The organism is Alteromonas profundi, from assembly GCF_010500865.1.
In the GTDB taxonomy this organism is placed as follows: Bacteria; Pseudomonadota; Gammaproteobacteria; order Enterobacterales; family Alteromonadaceae; genus Alteromonas; species Alteromonas profundi.
Genome location: NZ_JAAAWN010000009.1, coordinates 1 through 18,303 on the forward strand (window position 1 = coordinate 1; position 18,303 = coordinate 18,303).

At 44.1% G+C, this 18,303-nt stretch carries 13 protein-coding genes; 10 read left to right on the forward strand and 3 right to left on the reverse strand.

Annotated elements, in window-relative coordinates; translation table 11 throughout:
• Positions 1-121 precede the first annotated feature (121 nt).
• Positions 122-2,443 carry a class 1a ribonucleoside-diphosphate reductase subunit alpha gene (gene nrdA / locus GTH32_RS08315; protein WP_163084778.1) on the reverse strand — a complete coding sequence of 774 codons (2,322 nt, stop codon included), beginning with the start codon at positions 2,441-2,443 and terminating at the stop codon, positions 122-124.
• A 519-nt stretch (positions 2,444-2,962) separates the two neighbouring features.
• Positions 2,963-3,664, reverse strand: a complete 702-nt coding sequence (ubiG, locus tag GTH32_RS08320) for a bifunctional 2-polyprenyl-6-hydroxyphenol methylase/3-demethylubiquinol 3-O-methyltransferase UbiG (RefSeq protein WP_163084779.1) — start codon at positions 3,662-3,664, stop codon at positions 2,963-2,965.
• 366 nt (positions 3,665-4,030) lie between these two features.
• Here ubiG and gyrA point away from each other — a divergent pair, with 366 nt between their 5' ends.
• The 10 genes from gyrA (at position 4,031) to pyrF (ending at position 16,896) form a co-directional block, all read left to right on the forward strand.
• Positions 4,031-6,730, forward strand: coding sequence for a DNA topoisomerase (ATP-hydrolyzing) subunit A (gene gyrA / locus GTH32_RS08325; protein ID WP_163084780.1), 2,700 nt, complete (start codon positions 4,031-4,033; stop codon positions 6,728-6,730).
• A gap of 94 nt (positions 6,731-6,824) precedes the next feature.
• Positions 6,825-7,910 (forward strand): 3-phosphoserine/phosphohydroxythreonine transaminase, encoded by a 1,086-nt coding sequence (gene serC / locus GTH32_RS08330; protein WP_163084781.1) that lies wholly within the window; start codon positions 6,825-6,827, stop codon positions 7,908-7,910.
• A 3-nt stretch (positions 7,911-7,913) separates the two neighbouring features.
• On the forward strand, positions 7,914-9,197 hold the full coding sequence (aroA, locus tag GTH32_RS08335; RefSeq protein ID WP_163084782.1) for a 3-phosphoshikimate 1-carboxyvinyltransferase: 1,284 nt from the start codon (positions 7,914-7,916) through the stop codon (positions 9,195-9,197).
• 135 nt (positions 9,198-9,332) lie between these two features.
• Complete coding sequence (gene cmk / locus GTH32_RS08340) at positions 9,333-10,004, forward strand: (d)CMP kinase (RefSeq protein WP_163084783.1); 672 nt, start codon at positions 9,333-9,335, stop codon at positions 10,002-10,004.
• A 119-nt stretch (positions 10,005-10,123) separates the two neighbouring features.
• Positions 10,124-11,794: a 30S ribosomal protein S1 gene (rpsA, locus tag GTH32_RS08345; protein WP_163084784.1), complete on the forward strand. Its 1,671-nt coding sequence runs from the start codon at positions 10,124-10,126 to the stop codon at positions 11,792-11,794.
• A gap of 74 nt (positions 11,795-11,868) precedes the next feature.
• Positions 11,869-12,156, forward strand: a complete 288-nt coding sequence (ihfB, locus tag GTH32_RS08350) for an integration host factor subunit beta (protein WP_044057213.1) — start codon at positions 11,869-11,871, stop codon at positions 12,154-12,156.
• 174 nt (positions 12,157-12,330) lie between these two features.
• Positions 12,331-14,673, forward strand: a complete 2,343-nt coding sequence (locus tag GTH32_RS08355) for a PilZ domain-containing protein (RefSeq protein ID WP_163084785.1) — start codon at positions 12,331-12,333, stop codon at positions 14,671-14,673.
• A gap of 90 nt (positions 14,674-14,763) precedes the next feature.
• Positions 14,764-15,021, forward strand: coding sequence for a LapA family protein (locus GTH32_RS08360; RefSeq protein WP_163084786.1), 258 nt, complete (start codon positions 14,764-14,766; stop codon positions 15,019-15,021).
• Positions 15,022-15,023: 2 nt separating this feature from the next.
• Entirely contained in the window at positions 15,024-16,193 is a 1,170-nt protein-coding gene (gene lapB / locus GTH32_RS08365; RefSeq protein WP_163084787.1) for a lipopolysaccharide assembly protein LapB, read from the forward strand.
• Positions 16,194-16,200: 7 nt separating this feature from the next.
• A complete protein-coding gene (gene pyrF / locus GTH32_RS08370) occupies positions 16,201-16,896 on the forward strand; it encodes an orotidine-5'-phosphate decarboxylase (protein ID WP_163084788.1) in 696 nt (231 codons plus the stop codon).
• Positions 16,897-17,024: 128 nt separating this feature from the next.
• Here pyrF and ald read toward each other — a convergent pair whose 3' ends face one another.
• Positions 17,025-18,158 (reverse strand): alanine dehydrogenase, encoded by a 1,134-nt coding sequence (gene ald / locus GTH32_RS08375; RefSeq protein WP_163084789.1) that lies wholly within the window; start codon positions 18,156-18,158, stop codon positions 17,025-17,027.
• Between the last annotated feature and the right edge of the window lie 145 nt (positions 18,159-18,303).

Genomic DNA, 18,303 nt, shown 5'->3' on the forward strand with positions numbered 1-18,303 from the left:
GGTAATATGTAATAGAATAATACAAAAAAGGGAAGTGTCAAACACTTCCCTTAAGTCTATGTTTTATATATTTTTACGTATAGTTATCCACAAAAATGATACTTTTACAAAAACACAGTGGTCATATTTTGCACGCACCGCCTGCACAATCATCGTCTTCTTCAATAATCAGAGCTTCTTGGCGAGGAAGGGGTTCTTGCGCTTTTGTATCTAGCGCTGTTGCATCTGAAGCACCGTCACGAGTGTTATGGTAATACAAGGTTTTTACGCCTAGTTTATAGGTAGTAAGTAGGTCTTTAAGCAATAGCTTCATTGGTACCTTATTACCTTCATAACGGCTAGGATCGTAGTTTGTATTCGCAGAAACTGTTTGGTCGATAAACTTCTGCATAATACCTACTAGCTGTAAATAACCATCGTTTGATGGGATATCCCACAACAATTCGTATTTATCTTTTAGTGCTTCGTATTCAGGAACCACTTGTTTAAGTACGCCGTCCTTACTTGACTTGATGCTAATGAAGCCACGAGGAGGTTCAATACCATTGGTGGCGTTTGAAATTTGCGATGACGTTTCAGACGGCATAAGCGCAGATAGGGTAGAGTTACGTAAGCCATGGGCTTTTATCTCTTCGCGAAGTGCATTCCAATTGTAATGCAATGGTTCATTACATACCTTATCAAGATCTTTCTTATAGCTATCAATTGGCAATACGCCTTGGGCATACGTGGTTTCGTTGAACTTAGGACACGCACCTTTTTCCTTCGCCAGGTTATTAGAGGCCTTCAGCAAATAGTACTGCATAGCTTCAAATGTACGGTGCACCAAGCCATTAGCACTGTGATCTGAATATTTAACCCCATTTTTAGCCAAGTAATAGGCAAAATTAATAACACCTACACCTAATGTACGACGACCCATAGTAGCGTTATACGCAGCGGGTACTGGGTAGTCTTGATAGTCTAATAAGTTATCTAGTGCACGAACCGCAAGATCGGCTAACTCTTCAAATTCATCTAAAGACTCAATAGCCCCTAGGTTGAACGCAGAAAGTGTACACAACGCAATTTCGCCTTCTTCATCATTTACATGCTGAAGGGGTTTTGTGGGTAGTGCAATTTCAAGACAAAGGTTACTTTGACGTACCGGTGCCACTTCTGGGTTAAACGGACTATGCGTGTTGCAGTGATCCACATTTTGTAGGTAAATACGCCCTGTACTTGCACGTTCTTGCATAAACAAGCTAAACAGTTCCATCGCTTTAATACGTTTTTTGCGAATGTTGTCATCATTTTCATACTGCACGTAAAGCGCTTCAAACTTATTTTGATCTGCAAAGAAGGCATCGTATAAACCGGGCACATCAGAGGGGCTGAACAAAGAGATATAATCATCTTTCATCATGCGCTGGTACATAAGCTTATTAAACTGCACACCATAATCGAGGTGGCGAACGCGGTTTTCTTCAACACCACGGTTGTTTTTAAGTACCAATAGCGACTCTACTTCCATATGCCAGATAGGGTAGAACAAGGTGGCAGCACCACCGCGCACTCCACCCTGAGAGCAGCTTTTCACCGCTGTCTGGAAATATTTGTAGAAAGGAATACAGCCAGTATGGAAAGCTTCACCACCACGGATTGGGCTGCCTAAGGCGCGAATACGCCCCGCATTTACCCCAATGCCGGCGCGTTGACTTACGTATTTAACAATCGCACTCGCCGTCGCGTTGATAGAGTCCAGGCTATCGCCTGTTTCAATGAGAACACACGAGCTAAACTGACGAGTAGGGGTACGCACGCCTGACATAATTGGTGTAGGCAATGATAATTTAAAGGTAGACGCAGCATCGTAGAAACGACGGATGTAACCCATACGTGTGGCTTTGTCATAGTTAGCAAATAAACATGCGGCCACTAAAATATAAAGAAACTGGGCGCTTTCATATATTTCGCCAGTTACTCGGTTTTGAACCAGATATTTACCTTCAAGTTGCTTAACCGCCGCATAGCTGAAATTCATGTCACGCCAGTGATCGATATAGTCATCCATTTCGGCGAACTCTTCGACGCTATAATCTTCGAGTAGATGATGATCGTATTTGCCCATCTCTACCATTTTAGACACATGATCATATAGTGCTGGCGGCTCAAACTGCCCATAGGCCTTCTTACGAAGGTGGAATATGGCCAAACGTGCGGCGAGGTATTGGTAATCAGGCGCTTCTGTAGAGATAAGATCTGCCGCCGATTTAATCAGGGTTTCGTGGATCTCGCTGGTTTTTATCCCATCATAAAACTGAATTTGCGCTTTAATTTCAACTTGTGACACTGATACGTTATTTAAATCTTTCGCTGCCCAAGCGACAACCTTGTGAATCTTTTCAAGATCGATGGACTCTTTTACACCATTACGTTTGGTGACGGATAAATTGTTATTCATGTTACTGGCCGTTTTATGTTAGCGCGTGAAGCGTGGGCTGAGGCCCCTGTTATATTCTACAATCTGTGTATTAATTTGCTATGTAGCGGGGTAGGTTTTACGCCTAAACTACACAACAAAACGCAACGTCACGCCCACATATTGTGGCACGAAGGGAGAGGTCGCGATTTAATTCTTAAATTTTTGCTTAGCGAAGCAGATATCGTCATCGCAACGAGATCTTGGGTGATCCCGATTTTGCATTGGGATCGCGCTTCGGAGTGATCACAAGATAGTGAGGTTTTGCGCTGATTGCAACCCAATATCTGGTGCTTATTCCAGCACTTAAACTGGCACGGAATTTAGGTTGGTAGTTACTAACTTTTTAGCTTTCTACAAACGTTAAACATCAAGATTGCAAGTCCTAATCGAAAAAATGATCGATGATTAAAATAATTTACTAATAAAATATGTTTTTAGTGAAAACACGATATATGGTGTTCAAATTATCACCTAGACCCAATATCTAGTGCCTTCTTGCTATTGGGAAACAGTATATAGTAGATAGTTCACGTCGACATTTTTATTTGAAAGGTAAAATCCTTGCGAGAGGGGATCCATATGTAACCCCGTCATATCTTGTGCGATAAGGTTGGCATCATCGGTCATACGTAGTAATTCTGATGGCTTTAGAAATTTAGCATGCTCGTGAGTACCTTTAGGGACTAAGTTTAGTACATATTCGGCGCCAACGATCCCCATTAGATAAGATTTAATATTGCGGTTTAACGTTGAGAAGAAAACGTGGCCGCCAGGTTTAACCAGTTTCGCACACGCCCGCACTACAGAAGCAGGATCGGGGACATGCTCTAACATTTCCATACAGGTGACTACATCAAACTCACCCGCATGCGCCTCGGCATAAGCTTCAGCCGTAGTGCAATGATAATCGACAGCCATCCCCGACTCTAAACCATGAAGCTTAGCTACATCTAATGAAGCTTGTGCCATATCGATCCCCGTAACCTTTGCGCCGGCACGCGCCATGGATTCAGCAAGTATGCCCCCGCCACAACCAATGTCGAGCACGTTTAACTCGTAGAGGCCATTAGTATGCTGGTTAATGAAATCTAAACGCAGAGGGTTAATTAAATGTAGTGGTTTAAATTCACCTTCTGGATCCCACCAACGAGACGCCAACTCTGAAAATTTACCAATTTCTTGTTCATCTACATTTGTCATTACGTTATTTCCTATTACATGCCATCGGGTTACGCGCCAACGATGAGAAGCTACGGGGATACTTCTACAAGACGCAACGCTAATATGGAGCATAAAATAACGCAAAACCACATTTATGGGCATACTTTTTAGTAAAGATTCAGTTTTGTGTCTTCTGCTTGGACGAAAAGTAATCGGTTGTAGTAACCTATGGTTAGATGCGCAATTAAGCGCTACATAAATGTGTCATCAAGTGTTACACTCGAAGCAACAATTATGACCCCCATAATAACAATGCGCGAACCTACAGCGGCATGCTCTATCGATATAGAAACTGCTCGCTATGGATAACGCAGAACAAACCGAAATAAAGGGATTACGCAGTTTATGTCTGATAACGCTAAAGAAATTCTCCCCGTAAATATTGAGGAAGAGTTAAAGAACTCCTACCTCGATTACGCGATGAGCGTTATTGTCGGGCGAGCCTTGCCTGACGTAAGAGATGGTTTGAAGCCAGTGCACCGCCGTGTATTGTTCGCCATGAACGAACTTAAAAATGACTTCAATAAACCATATAAAAAGTCGGCCCGTGTGGTCGGTGATGTGATTGGTAAATATCACCCCCACGGTGATTCTGCTGTGTACGACACTATTGTTCGTATGGCACAGTCATTCTCGTTACGCTACATGCTGGTAGACGGGCAAGGAAACTTCGGTTCGGTAGATGGCGACTCAGCTGCTGCTATGCGTTACACCGAAGTACGTATGGCGAAAATTGCTCATGAGTTACTTGCCGACCTAGATAAAGAAACCGTTGATTTCGTACCTAACTATGATGGCACTGAACATATTCCTGAAGTTCTGCCAACGAAAGTACCGAACTTATTAGTTAATGGTTCATCGGGTATTGCAGTAGGTATGGCCACAAATATACCGCCGCATAACCTTACTGAGGTGATTAATGGCTGTATTGCGTTAATTAAAGATCCCGATGTATCTATCGAAGATCTGATGACCTATATTCCAGGTCCAGATTTTCCAACCGCTGCCATGATAAGTGGCCGCAAAGGCATTGAAGATGCTTACCGCACAGGCCGCGGAAAAATTTATCTGCGCGCCAAAGCGGAAATTGAATCTGACGCAAATGGTAAAGAAACTATTATCGTCAACGAAATTCCTTACCAAGTGAACAAAGCGCGATTAATTGAAAAAATCGCTGAGTTGGTAAAAGAAAAACGAATTGAAGGGATTTCTGCCCTGCGCGATGAGTCTGATAAAGACGGCATGCGTATTGTTATTGAAGTTAAGCGTAACGAGTCTGCAGAAGTACTGCTAAACCACCTTTATGCCAACACCCAGTTACAAACTGTATTTGGTATTAATATGGTGGCGTTGGATAATGGCCAACCTAAAGTATTCAACCTTAAAAATGCGTTAGAAGCCTTTATACTGCACCGTCGTGAAGTGGTGACACGCCGTACGGTGTTCGAACTTCGAAAAGCGCGTGATCGTGCTCATATCCTTGAAGGCTTAGCCATTGCGCTTGCTAATATCGACCCTATTATTGAGTTGATCAAAGCATCTCCTGGCCCCGCTGATGCGAAAAAAGCCTTGGTTGCACAAGGGTGGGATCTCGGCGATGTAGCGCAAATGTTAGCGCGCGCTGGCGATGACGCGGCGCGTCCTGAATGGCTAATGCCAGAGTTTGGTATACGTGACGGTAAATACTACCTGACCGAACAGCAAGCGCAGGCTATTCTTGATCTTCGTCTTCATAAGCTTACTGGTTTAGAACACGAAAAAATTCTTGAAGAATATAAGCAGTTACTTGAGCTTATTGCAGAACTTATGCACATTCTAAATAGCCCAGAGCGGTTAATGGAAGTGATTCAAGAAGAACTTGAAAAAGTGCGTGACGAATTTGGTGATGAGCGTCGTACCGAAATTACTGCCGCTAGCCACGATATTGATATTGAAGACCTCATTGAACGTGAAGACGTTGTGGTTACGCTATCAAGAGAAGGCTATGTTAAGTATCAGAAATTAACTGATTACGAAGCCCAGCGCCGTGGTGGTCGCGGTAAGTCAGCGACGAAGATGAAAGATGAAGATTTCATTGAGAAGTTGTTGGTTGCTAATACCCACGATCATATATTGTGCTTCTCTACCCGTGGCCGTTTATATTGGCTGAAGGTATATCAATTGCCGTTCGCTAGCCGCAACGCACGTGGCCGCCCAATTGTGAACATTCTTCCTCTTGAAGAGGGCGAACGTATTACTGCTATCTTGCCTATTGAAGAGTTTGAAGAAGGCAAATTTGTGCTGATGGCTACGGCAAATGGAACAGTGAAGAAGACGGATTTAAGCCTTTATTCACGTCCACGCTCCAGTGGTATTATTGCGGTTAACCTAAACGAAGGTGATGAACTTATTGGTGTAGCAATCACCCACGGTAACGACGATATCATGCTGTTTTCTGATGCAGGTAAAGTGGTTCGCTTTAACGAAAAGCTTCGCGATAGCGAAACCGGTGAGGTTAAACGAGACCCTGAAACAGGTGAAGAGCTATTGGCTCTTCGTCCTATGGGTAGAACAGCCACGGGTGTTCGCGGCATAAAACTTCAAGATGGTCAGCGTGTTGTTTCACTTATCGTACCTGAAGGTGATGGCCCGATACTCACCGCCACCGAAAATGGTTTTGGTAAACGTACACCTCTTGAAGATTATCCTGCGAAAAGTCGAGCTACGCAGGGCGTAGTATCAATAAAAGTCTCTGAGCGAAATGGTAAAGTTGTTGGTGCCGTCCAAGTAGACGAAAACAACGAAATTATGCTGATTAGCGACCAAGGCACATTGGTACGTACTCGTGTAGAAGAAGTGTCTGTAGTAGGGCGTAACACGCAAGGGGTTAGGCTAATCAGAACCGTCGAAGGTGAGCATGTTGTTGGCCTTCAACGCATAGATGAAGTTGCAGAGGTGTTGCCTGAATTAGACGAAGAGGGAAACCCTATCGTCGTGGCTGAAGATACACCAGAGCTAGAAGAAAACGCCGCACAAGATGGCGAAAGCTCAACGACAGAAGAGTAGGGATAGCGCGCGCAACTCATGTGCGCAGCTTATCGGTGTTCTTTCTAACAAGCGGCTTTTGCCGCTTGTTATTTTATAGGTGTTGTAAAACGCAATGAACGAGGTTTTTAATTTTAGTGCGGGGCCAGCAATGCTTCCTAAAGAAGTGATGCTAAAAGCCCAAAGCGAATTCACCAATTGGCGTGACCTAGGTTGCTCGGTGATGGAAGTAAGCCATCGCGGTAAAGACTTTATTGAAATCGCTGCCAAAGCGGAGCAGGATCTTCGCGATCTTTTATCTATACCATCAAACTACCATGTGCTTTTTACCCACGGCGGTGGGCGGGGACAGTTTGCTGCTGTACCGCTTAACCTGTCTAACCCAAGCGATAACAGCTTGCACCTTGTCAGTGGCTCATGGTCAAAAGGCGCAGTAACCGAAGCTAACAAGTACAACAATGCAGTTGTGGTTGGCGATGTGTCGCAAAAAGACGGGCTACAATACGTTGCGCCACCTTCGCTTAAGGATATAGACCAGTCGGCCGCTTATTATCACTTCTGTCCTAATGAGACTGTTGATGGTATTGCCTTTGATTGGCTTCCCGAAGCAGGGGATGTGCCGCTTGTGTCAGATATGTCCTCTACAATCTTGTCACAGCCTTTAGATGTGGCAAAACACGGTGTAATTTACGCCGGTGCGCAAAAGAACATAGGGCCAAGTGGTTTGTCGGTGGTTATTGTACGAGAGGATTTGGTGGGTAAAGCCCGTAAAGAAACGCCGTCAATCTTCGATTACGCCTTAGCAGCAAAGTCTGATTCTATGTACAACACGCCACCAACCTTTTCTTGGTATTTGGCTGGCTTAGTGTTTGAGTGGTTAAAAGAGATAGGCGGCGTAGATGCAATGGCGAAGCGCAACAGTGAAAAAGCAGCCTTATTGTATTCAGCGATTGATAGTTCTGATTTTTATTCGAGCAAAGTTCACCCAGATAACCGTTCTAAAATGAATGTTCCTTTTCATCTGGCTAATCCGGAACTAGACAGCTTATTTTTGGCACAGTCGCAGGCAGCCGGTTTACTTGCCCTTAAAGGGCATCGTTCTGTAGGCGGTATGCGGGCTAGCATCTATAACGCCATGCCGGTTGAAGGCATTGTTGCGCTGGTTGAGTTTATGCGCGAATTTGAAAGAGTGAATGGGTAAATAATGGAACAGTTAACATTAGCACCGATTGCAAAAGTATCGGGAGAGGTCAATGTACCTGGTTCGAAAAGCCTATCAAATCGTGCGCTTTTACTCGCGGCCTTAGCCGAAGGTGAAACAGAGCTAACCAATTTGTTAGACAGCGATGACATTTCGCATATGCTTAATGCTCTGACTAAGCTGGGTATTCGTTATACGCTAAATGAAGATAAAACCCGTTGCAAAGTAACAGGTAACGGCGGAGCGTTTAGTGTTGCAGACCCTCTTGAACTATTTTTAGGTAATGCAGGCACCGCAATGCGCCCCTTGTGCGCGGCACTGGCGGCAAGTGAGGTAGATTGTGTGCTAACCGGTGAGCCACGTATGGAAGAACGTCCCATCGGCGACTTAGTGGATGGACTGCGTGAGGCAGATGCTGATATTAGCTATCTTAAAAACGACGGTTTTCCGCCTCTTAAAATAAAGGGTAAAACGTTAAAAGGTGGGGAGATGTCGGTAGACGGCAGTGTATCTAGCCAGTTTTTAACGGCGATGTTAATGGCAGCTCCCTTATTTTCTGGCGATGTCACTATTCGCATTAAAGGCGAATTAGTGTCTAAACCTTACATCGATATTACCTTAGATACTATGGCAAAATTTGGTGTGTCTGTTAACAATGATAACTACCAAACATTTACCATTGCAGGTGATGCCAAGTATGTTGCACCAGGTAAATTCATGGTGGAAGGCGATGCTTCATCGGCGTCGTACTTCCTTGCAGCGGGCGCCATTAAAGGCGGCACGGTACGCGTAACCGGAATTGGCAAAAATTCAATACAGGGCGATATTCGTTTTGCCGATGTACTTGAAGCTATGGGGGCAAAAGTAGTCTGGCACGAGGAATACGTAGAAGTAACCGGCGCGCCTCTTAAAGGGGTGAATATGGACATGAACCATATTCCTGATGCAGCGATGACCATAGCCACCACAGCGCTATTTGCTGAAGGGCCTACCACTATGACCAATATTTACAATTGGCGAGTGAAGGAAACCGACCGTTTACATGCCATGGCAACAGAGCTTAAAAAGCTAGGCGCACGCGTTGAAGAAGGGCACGATTATATTACAGTGTGGCCAACAGATTCTCTTGCGCATGCCGCTATAGATACCTATAACGATCACCGTATTGCCATGTGTTTTTCGTTAGTTGCACTTAGCGATACGCCAGTGACGATTAACGATCCCGGATGTACCCGAAAGACCTTTCCTGATTACTTTACCCGTTTTGCCACTTTATATAGCGAATAAGCCATAAAAAGTGCGGTAAAGGCCTCTATAATTAGTCTTAAGTAGTATGCTACCCAAGCTGGGTAGCATTGCTTATATTATGCGATTGCGTATAATTGCGCGCGATTTTTTAGTAATTTAAATTCTGGAGCAGGTATGCATTCCACACCCGTAGTCACGGTTGACGGTCCTAGCGGTGCAGGTAAGGGTACGTTAAGTAGCTTACTGGCAAAAAAACTGGGGTGGCACTTTCTAGATAGCGGCGCTATATATCGCGTTTTAGCTGTTGCCGCCCTTCACCATGGCCTTGCGTGCGAAGATGAAGAATGTGTTGTTCCATTAGCAACAGGGTTAGATGTTAGCTTTGAAACTAATGATGAGTCTACTCGCATTATTTTAGAAGGCGAAGATGTCACTGATGATATCCGTACCGAAGATGTAGGTGCGGTAGCATCGAAAGTTGCTGCATTGCCGCGTGTACGCGAAGCATTGTTACGTAGACAGCGAGCATTTCAGCAAGATCCCGGTCTTATTGCCGATGGCAGAGATATGGGCACCGTAGTGTTTCCTGAAGCTAAGGTAAAGATTTTTCTTACCGCCAGTGCTGAGGCACGGGCAGAGCGTCGCTATAGTCAGTTGAAAGAAAAGGGCATGGATGTTAATATTGCGCGCCTTTTGACCGATATCAAAGCGCGTGACGAACGTGATACACAACGTTCGGTTGCCCCATTAGTACCGGCACAAGATGCAATAATTATAGATTCAACGGGCTTGGACATTAACCAAGTCTTTGAAAAAGCGATGGATATTATTTCCTCACGCCTTTAGTGACGAGAGCTGATTTTATCTAAAGCAGTGCTACCACAGGGAGTGGCGGCGTTTGTTAATAACCCCACGTTATCCGGATTTGAAGCGTGGATATCAACTTAAAAGTTTATTTAAACCTTATGACTGAAAATTTTGCACAACTTTTTGAAGAAAGCTTACAAGAACTAGAAACACGTCCTGGTTCAATTGTAAAAGGTACTGTTGTTTCTATCGACAAAGACATCGTTCTTGTTGATGCAGGCTTGAAATCAGAAAGTGCTATCCCAGCTGACCAATTCAAAAACGCTGAAGGCGAGCTTGAGATTGAAATCGGTGATCAAGTAGACGTAGCGCTAGACGCTGTAGAAGATGGTTTCGGTGAAACTATCCTTTCTCGTGAAAAAGCTAAGCGCCACGAAGCGTGGGTTGAGCTGGAAAAAGCTTACGATGATAAAGAAACCATTAAAGGTGTTATCAACGGTAAGGTTAAAGGCGGTTTCACTGTAGAAGTTAACAGTGTACGCGCATTCCTACCAGGTTCTTTGGTTGACGTACGTCCAGTACGTGACACCACTCACCTGGAAGGAAAAGAGCTTGAATTTAAAGTTATCAAGCTAGACGCTAAGCGTAACAACGTTGTTGTTTCTCGTCGTGCAGTTATCGAAGCAGAAAGCAGCGCAGAGCGCGAAACGCTTCTTGCTAACCTTGAAGAAGGCCACGAAATCAAAGGTATCGTTAAGAACCTTACTGATTACGGCGCGTTCGTTGATCTTGGTGGCGTAGACGGTCTACTACACATCACTGATATGGCTTGGAAGCGCGTTAAGCACCCAAGTGAAATCGTGAATGTTGGTGATGAAATCAACGTTAAAGTACTTAAGTTCGACAAAGAGAAGCAACGTGTATCTCTTGGTATGAAGCAAATGGGCAACGATCCATGGCAAGAAATTGCTTCACGTTACCCAGAAGGTACTAAGATTTCTGGTCAGGTTACTAACCTTACTGATTACGGTTGTTTCGTTGAAATCGAAGACGGTGTTGAAGGTCTTGTTCACGTATCTGAAATGGACTGGACTAACAAGAACATCCACCCATCTAAAGTTGTTAACCTAGGTGACACTGTAGATGTAATGGTTCTTGAGATTGACGAAGAGCGTCGTCGTATTTCACTAGGCCTTAAGCAGTGCATCGACAACCCTTGGGAAACTTTCGCTAAGTCACACGAAAAAGGTGACAAAGTGTCTGGTAAGATCAAGTCAATCACTGACTTCGGTATCTTTATCGGCCTAGACGGCGGCATCGATGGCCTAGTTCACCTTTCTGACATCAGCTGGAACAAGTCTGGTGAAGACGCAGTTCGCGACTATAAGAAAGGCGACGAAATTTCTGCAGTTGTACTTCAGGTTGACCCTGAGCGTGAGCGTATCTCTCTTGGCGTTAAGCAAATTGAAGAAGACCCGTTCAACAAGTATCTGACAGAAAACAAAAAAGGTGCTATCGTTGTAGGTACGGTTACAGCTGTTGACGCGAAAGGCGTTACAGTTAACCTAGCTGAAGAAGTTGACGGCTACATCCGTGTTGCAGATCTTTCTGTTGACCGCATCGAAGACGCAACTACAGAAGCCAACGTTGGTGATAGCATTGAAGCGAAATTTATGGGCGTAGACCGTAAGAATCGCACCGTTAACCTATCTGTTAAAGCGAAAGATCAGGCTGACGAAAAAGATGCTATCGAAAAAGTTAACCAGCAAGACGATGGTGGCTTTGCTAACGCGATGGCAGAAGCATTTAAAGCTGCTAAAGGCGAATAATGCTCCTGTGGGTGTGCAGTTGCACACCCGATTTGCGCTAGCTGTTTAACCATATTAGTGACAATGAGGTTTATATGACCAAGTCTGAATTAATTGAACGGCTCGCAGATCAAGCGCGTCATATTCAAGCGAAAGAACTCGAGCTAGCAATTAAAGAACTACTTGAACAGATGGCTCAAACCCTTCAAAAGGGCGAGAGGATCGAGATTCGAGGGTTTGGAAGTTTTTCACTGCATTACCGCGCTCCTCGCGTAGGTAGAAACCCTAAAACGGGCGAGACAGTGAAATTAGATGGAAAATATGTTCCGCACTTCAAGCCTGGTAAAGAGCTTCGTGAACGTGTCGATGCGTCAATCGCATAAGTTTAAGAAACCGCACAAAGTGCGGTTTTTTTATGTCTATGTGTCTATCTATTACAAAGTGTTACAACTCTCCCTAGGTTAAATGTGTTTATTGTATAACACTGCTTGACCATCTAAAGCGTCCGGTCTTATAGTAGACAAACGTATAATATTTGTATGGTGCATGGTGTACCAATGTCGGCCGGCGAAGAAGAACAAATAATAAAGCAATATCAGCCGCTAATTCGTGCCTTAATTCCTTATGAACAAGAAAACCGTTTATTAGAGGGAATTAATAAGTTTTCTAGCCGGCTTCCTAGTAGCGTCCGCAAGATCGTGAAAGAAGAGGTAGTGAGGCTTACCTCTCTTACCGATGCTTCTGCGGATAATTCTGCGTTTGCCCAATTCCCCGTAATGAAATTCAAACACTTTGGCATTCCTATGCGTTTAGACAAAGTGGGCGCGGAAATACTCAAAAGTGAAACCTCGCTTTATCAAGACCGCTACACCGTAGGTGTATTTGAGTCTGTAATGAATTCTGATTTCTATCAGACCCAAATAAAGCGTGACCAGTTTAATAAAATTGTTGATGCCTTTAAGGTAGAAAGCCAGTCTTTCACCGATATAGACTTTGGTGATGATATTGCGGTTCGGCCTAATTTTACCGTTTCATCCCCTGATTTTGAAAAAGGCCGCCACTGCACTATTAGCTCTTTGTCGTTTACGGGTCTTGCGGTGGAAACCAAGCGACCCCCTAACGCAAGCACCGGCGATATTATTACCTTTACGGTGCCTGAGGTTATGGGGCTTACCAAAGAGCCTATAGACATTACCTATGAGCTAGACAACGTCAAATACAACAAACACCTAGGGAAATATGAAAGCTTCTTTACCTTGGCAGCAGATGTTGATAAAGATTTAATCGCTAAATTAAAACGCTATATTAAAGGCACATCATATCGACAACCATTGCAAAGAGATTTAGAAATTGAACGGGCGATGCAGGACTTAGAAAGAGATAGAATATTAGAAAATAGCCCTTGGATGCCTGTTTTTCTTTCCCCGTTTGAAGCATCGTTAAAGCCAACGATTGCACTATTTACTAAAGCTAACGTGGACCATAACGATGCTGATAAACTTCTGGCCAGCTTGCAAGACAAACGTATTTTTAGCGACCTTGCCGATGAGTTAACGCGTTTTAATGAAGCTTTTGTTTTTTATGGAAAAATTAAAACCAAACGGGGCGAAGTATTCATCGCCGCCACGCACCGCCAGTTGTTAGAACTTGGCCAGTTAAACGCTATTATCTATCTACTGGTTAAAAACGGCGACTTCATTTGTACACACTGTAGACTTGATGACATAACGCGGGAAGATAAACACAAAGCGTTCGCTATCCACGATAGCTCAAGCAAAGAGTTTGACCATTTGGCTGCAATAACCCATGTTTTATATTGCCGTGATGTGAGTGGGTACGTTAATAATTTAACCTTGTCTGAAAAGTGCGAATTTAAGCCCTTATCCAAAACATTACAAGCGTCGGGCCAGCAATGGCATATCGACTATGTTATGGAAGAAGCACTCGATAGGCGCTCTGAAACTCGCTACATTATAGATAAAACGGCGCAAATAAAGCTAAGTCTTCTGTCTTCACTCGATGTAAAAGTATCCGATTTATCTGCTAGCGGCATGAAGTTGCTTGTCCCTTTGAAAACCGAGCTGCAAAAAGAGGTGAGGGTGTCTGTGCCCGATCTTAAAATTAAAAATGAAAAGTATCGCGTGGTACATCATTGCAAGGAAACAGGCGTTGTAAGGCTTTGCCTAATAGAGGACGGGAAAAAGGCGAAAGCTGGGGCCAACGTAGGGGCAATGGTTGAGGAAAATACCGCTTATTTCAAACTAAGGGATGTAGCGAGAATACAACGTGCAACCCATCGTTTCATTTGGGAGTTGGCGGTGCGCCATATGCCTTCACTTTCGGTGCTATGTGTAATGAACCGTTATATTCTCGACCGCATGAAAACCGTTTATCAAAGTGACACTTCTGACGACTTATATCCGTTTTCACGCACTAAGAATATCATTCCTTTGCATGGTTTTTTTGCCGATAAAGCAGTAACAAAACCGAAATCTCTAATGTTAGATGCGATGTTTAAAGGCGATATTGAGCATAGTCTGGTTGTTCACTGCGTACGAAAGAGTGACAACCGATTAGTTTATATTAAAGAACGTGACTTTTTATATACTAAACTTCGTAACCAAATTGAGGCCCAACTCGCGGAAGATAAAATTCAAATTAGTGCCACAGATGTTACCGCTATTCGGTGCCATGGCGCCGTTACACCACTTACTAAAAAACGCCTTGCGCAACTCTCTAAACTAGATAAAGCGGTATACGATAAACTAGAAACTATGCAGGCTGGCTACACCCACTGCATTTTTGTAACCAATATGTCTGCGTTGCATCACGATTTAGTGATGGCTAAGTTAATTGCCAAACCACCTCGCTCAAACTGTGAAAATGAAGGTGCAGCCTAAGAAACATCTATGCAAAGCATTGGGTTTTGGTATTATCTATGGCAGCATTTTGCTATTCTTAACCAATAAATAGTAGAAAAGGGTTTGGTCTTGAAAGGGATCCTCACAATAATTGTTGTGCTTATTCTATTGGTCATTGCATTTGTCATTGGCTCTCAGAATCAAGCAGAAATTACGGTAAACTACCTAATAGCGCAATCTCACATGCGTCTATCTAGCCTTATGGGGATAGTACTGGCGTTAGGCGTAGTTATTGGCATTTTCATTATGTCCATAAGCTGGTTACAGCTTCGCCTTCAACTAGGTTCCGCGAATTCGAAAATTAACCGCCTGAAAAAAGACCAATAACTATGCTCGAATTGCTGTTTTTACTTTTGCCTGTTGCCGCAGGTTACGGCTGGATCATGGGCCGTAACAGTGTGCGTCAGGCACAACGCAAACAGTCGAGCATCTTATCTAAGCATTATTATAAAGGCTTAAATTTTCTTCTGTCTGACCAACCCGATAAAGCGGTTGATACCCTCATTAAGATGATCAATGTCAATAGTGACACGGTAGAAACACATATTGCCATGGGTAATTTTTTTCGCCATCGGGGCGAAATTGACCGGGCCATAAAAGTACATCAAAACCTGGTTAGTCGAGACGAAATTCAACCTCAGCAAAGAGAAAATGCGCTTAAAGAACTTGGTCATGATTACACTCAAGCTGGGTTTTTAGAGCGTGCAGAAAATGCCTTTTTGCAGCTGCTTAACAGTGAAAAGCACTATTTAGTGGCCCAACAGCAATTATTTAGTATTTATCAAACGACGAAAGAATGGCAGCGCGCTATAGAGCTTGCTGAGCGTATGGTGGAGTGCCATGGCGATAACGACGATGTGTGTGAACGTTTAGCCCATTTTTATTGCGAGCAAGCCCACGTAGAGCTCAAAAACGATGCCCAGGGCAGTGCATTAACCCTGCTACAAAAAGCCGTTAATGCCGATGAACATGCTGTAAGGCCTTGGTTAATGTTAGGTAATCTAGCGTTTAGTCAACAGCGATTTGATGACGCCAAAGCCTACTATGTACAGGTGGCCGAGCGCGATATAAATTGGTTTAGTGAAGCTGTGCCTAGCTTGGAAGATATCGCTAAGCAAACTGGCGACTGGGAAAGCTTTGAAAAAGTGTTAGAAGCGCATTGGCAAGAATGTGCTACTTCTTATTTAGCAATGGTCGATGTATTGGTGAAGAAAGGTGATACAGGCCAAGCCGCAAGTTACCTATTAGACCAATTACGCAAGCGCCCGACCATGCGGGGTTTCAAAACCCTGATGGGACTTTATATTGACCAACTCGAGGATAAAAACTCGGCGGATAGCTTACGTTTATTGAAAGAGTTGGTAGAAAAACAAATGCTACAACGGCCTAAATACCGCTGCCATAGTTGCGGTTTTTCAGGTAGAAAACTTTATTGGCTATGCCCTTCTTGCAAGAAGTGGGGGGTAGTGAAACCTATCAAGGGTTTAGACGGAGAATAATGTTACTATGCAAGAACCTCGTGTAATTGTTGCGCTAGATTATGATGATCAAGCGCAAGCGCTTTCTTTTATCGATCAGTTAGACCCAAGCTTATGTAAATTAAAAGTCGGAAAGGAGATGTTCACCCTGTTCGGCCCTGAATTTGTCAAGCTCTTGGTGGATAAAGGCTACGATGTGTTCTTAGATCTTAAATTCCATGATATTCCTAATACAGTTGCGAAAGCTTGTAAAGCCGCAGCTGAATTAGGGGTATGGATGGTTAATGTTCATGCATCGGGGGGCATCCCAATGATGATGGCTGCAAAACAAGCAATTGCTTCTAGCCGCCACCCAAGCACAAAGCTAATCGCGGTGACAGTGCTCACGAGTATGGACCAAGCTCAGCTTAACGAGGTGATTGACGATGTTACGCCGAAGGAGCAGGTATTGCGCTTATGTGCATTAACATCAAAAGCAGAGCTTGACGGAATTGTATGTTCAGCCCAAGAAGCTGTTGCCCTGCGCGAGCATTATTCTGATGACTTTTTATTAGTAACACCCGGCATTCGCCCTCAAGGCGCGGATGCTGGCGATCAAAAGCGAGTAATGACGCCTAGCGATGCTATTGACCATGGCGTGAACTACCTCGTTATGGGGCGCCCCATAACGCAAGCTCAAGATCCTATAGCGGTATTAAAGGCCGTAAATGCGTCTATTTCCTAACGAATATTGCTAACACGCATTAAAAAGAGCAAAACAAAAGAATAAAAAAGCCCAGTAATTGACTGGGCTTTTTCACATAAGCTGGCGAGCATTAAACCCCACCAGAATTGGGCGAAACTATTGTAAGCTTACGCGCCTTTAAGGGCTTCTTCAGCAGGCGTATAAGTTAGGCCAAGGCTTTCGCCAAGGGCGTCTACTACCGCTTTGTAGGTTACTTTGCCTTCGTGAACATTTAGGCCGGCAAGCAGATGCTTATCTTCTAACATTGCTTTTGCTGGGCCTTTATTCGCAAGCGCTAGACCAAACGGTAGCGTAGCATTGTTCAGAGCCATTGTTGAGGTACGTGCAACGCCGCCTGGCATGTTAGCAACACAGTAATGCACAACATCGTCGATTACATATACTGGATCTTGATGAGTAGTAGCCTTAGAGGTTTCAAAGCAACCCCCTTGGTCGATAGCAACATCAACGAGCACAGAGCCCGGCTTCATCGCTGCAATCTGTTCGCGAGTGAGTAATTTAGGCGCTGCAGCTCCAGGTATTAATACCGCGCCTACGACTAAGTCGGCGTTTGAAGAATAATGTTCAATAGCATCCACGGTGGAATAAACCGTTTTTACTTGGCCGTTAAAAATATCATCAAGTTGACGCAAACGAGGAAGTGAGCGATCAAGAATAGTAACATCAGCGCCCAGTCCTAGTGCCATCTTCGCGGCATTAGTTCCAACAACACCACCACCAATAACCAACACTTTACCTGGCGCGACGCCTGGTACGCCACCAAGTAATGTTCCGCTGCCACCGTGCGCTTTTTCAAGATAATGCGCGCCAGCTTGAACAGACATACGGCCAGCGACTTCACTCATAGGTGCAAGCAAAGGAAGCCCGCCTTGCGCGTCGGTAACCGTTTCATATGCAATACAAGTAGCACCAGAGGCCACGAGAAGTTCAGTCTGCTTAGGATCGGGCGCTAGGTGAAGGTAGGTGTAGAGCGTTTGCCCTTTACGAAGCATTTTACATTCGTTTGGTTGCGGCTCTTTTACCTTAACTATCATTTCAGCTTCAGCGAAAACCTGCTCTGCAGTGCTTGCGATAGTGGCACCCGCTTCAATATACATGGCATCGGAAAAGCCGATAGCGTCGCCTGCTAGGGTTTCGACTAACACCTGATGACCATTGGTTACAAATTCTTTCACAGCAGCGGGTGTTAAGCCCACACGGTATTCATGATTTTTTATTTCTTTTGGTACACCTACTAACATAGCATTTCCTCTGTTTAACAAACCCACTGCGGTTGGTTGGTAATTATTGGCGCTCAGTATACGAAAGAAAATACAAAAATATGTGCTGAAAAACACGCTTTCACCATATATAGTAAGGCATATATGAATAGTTGAAGAATATTAT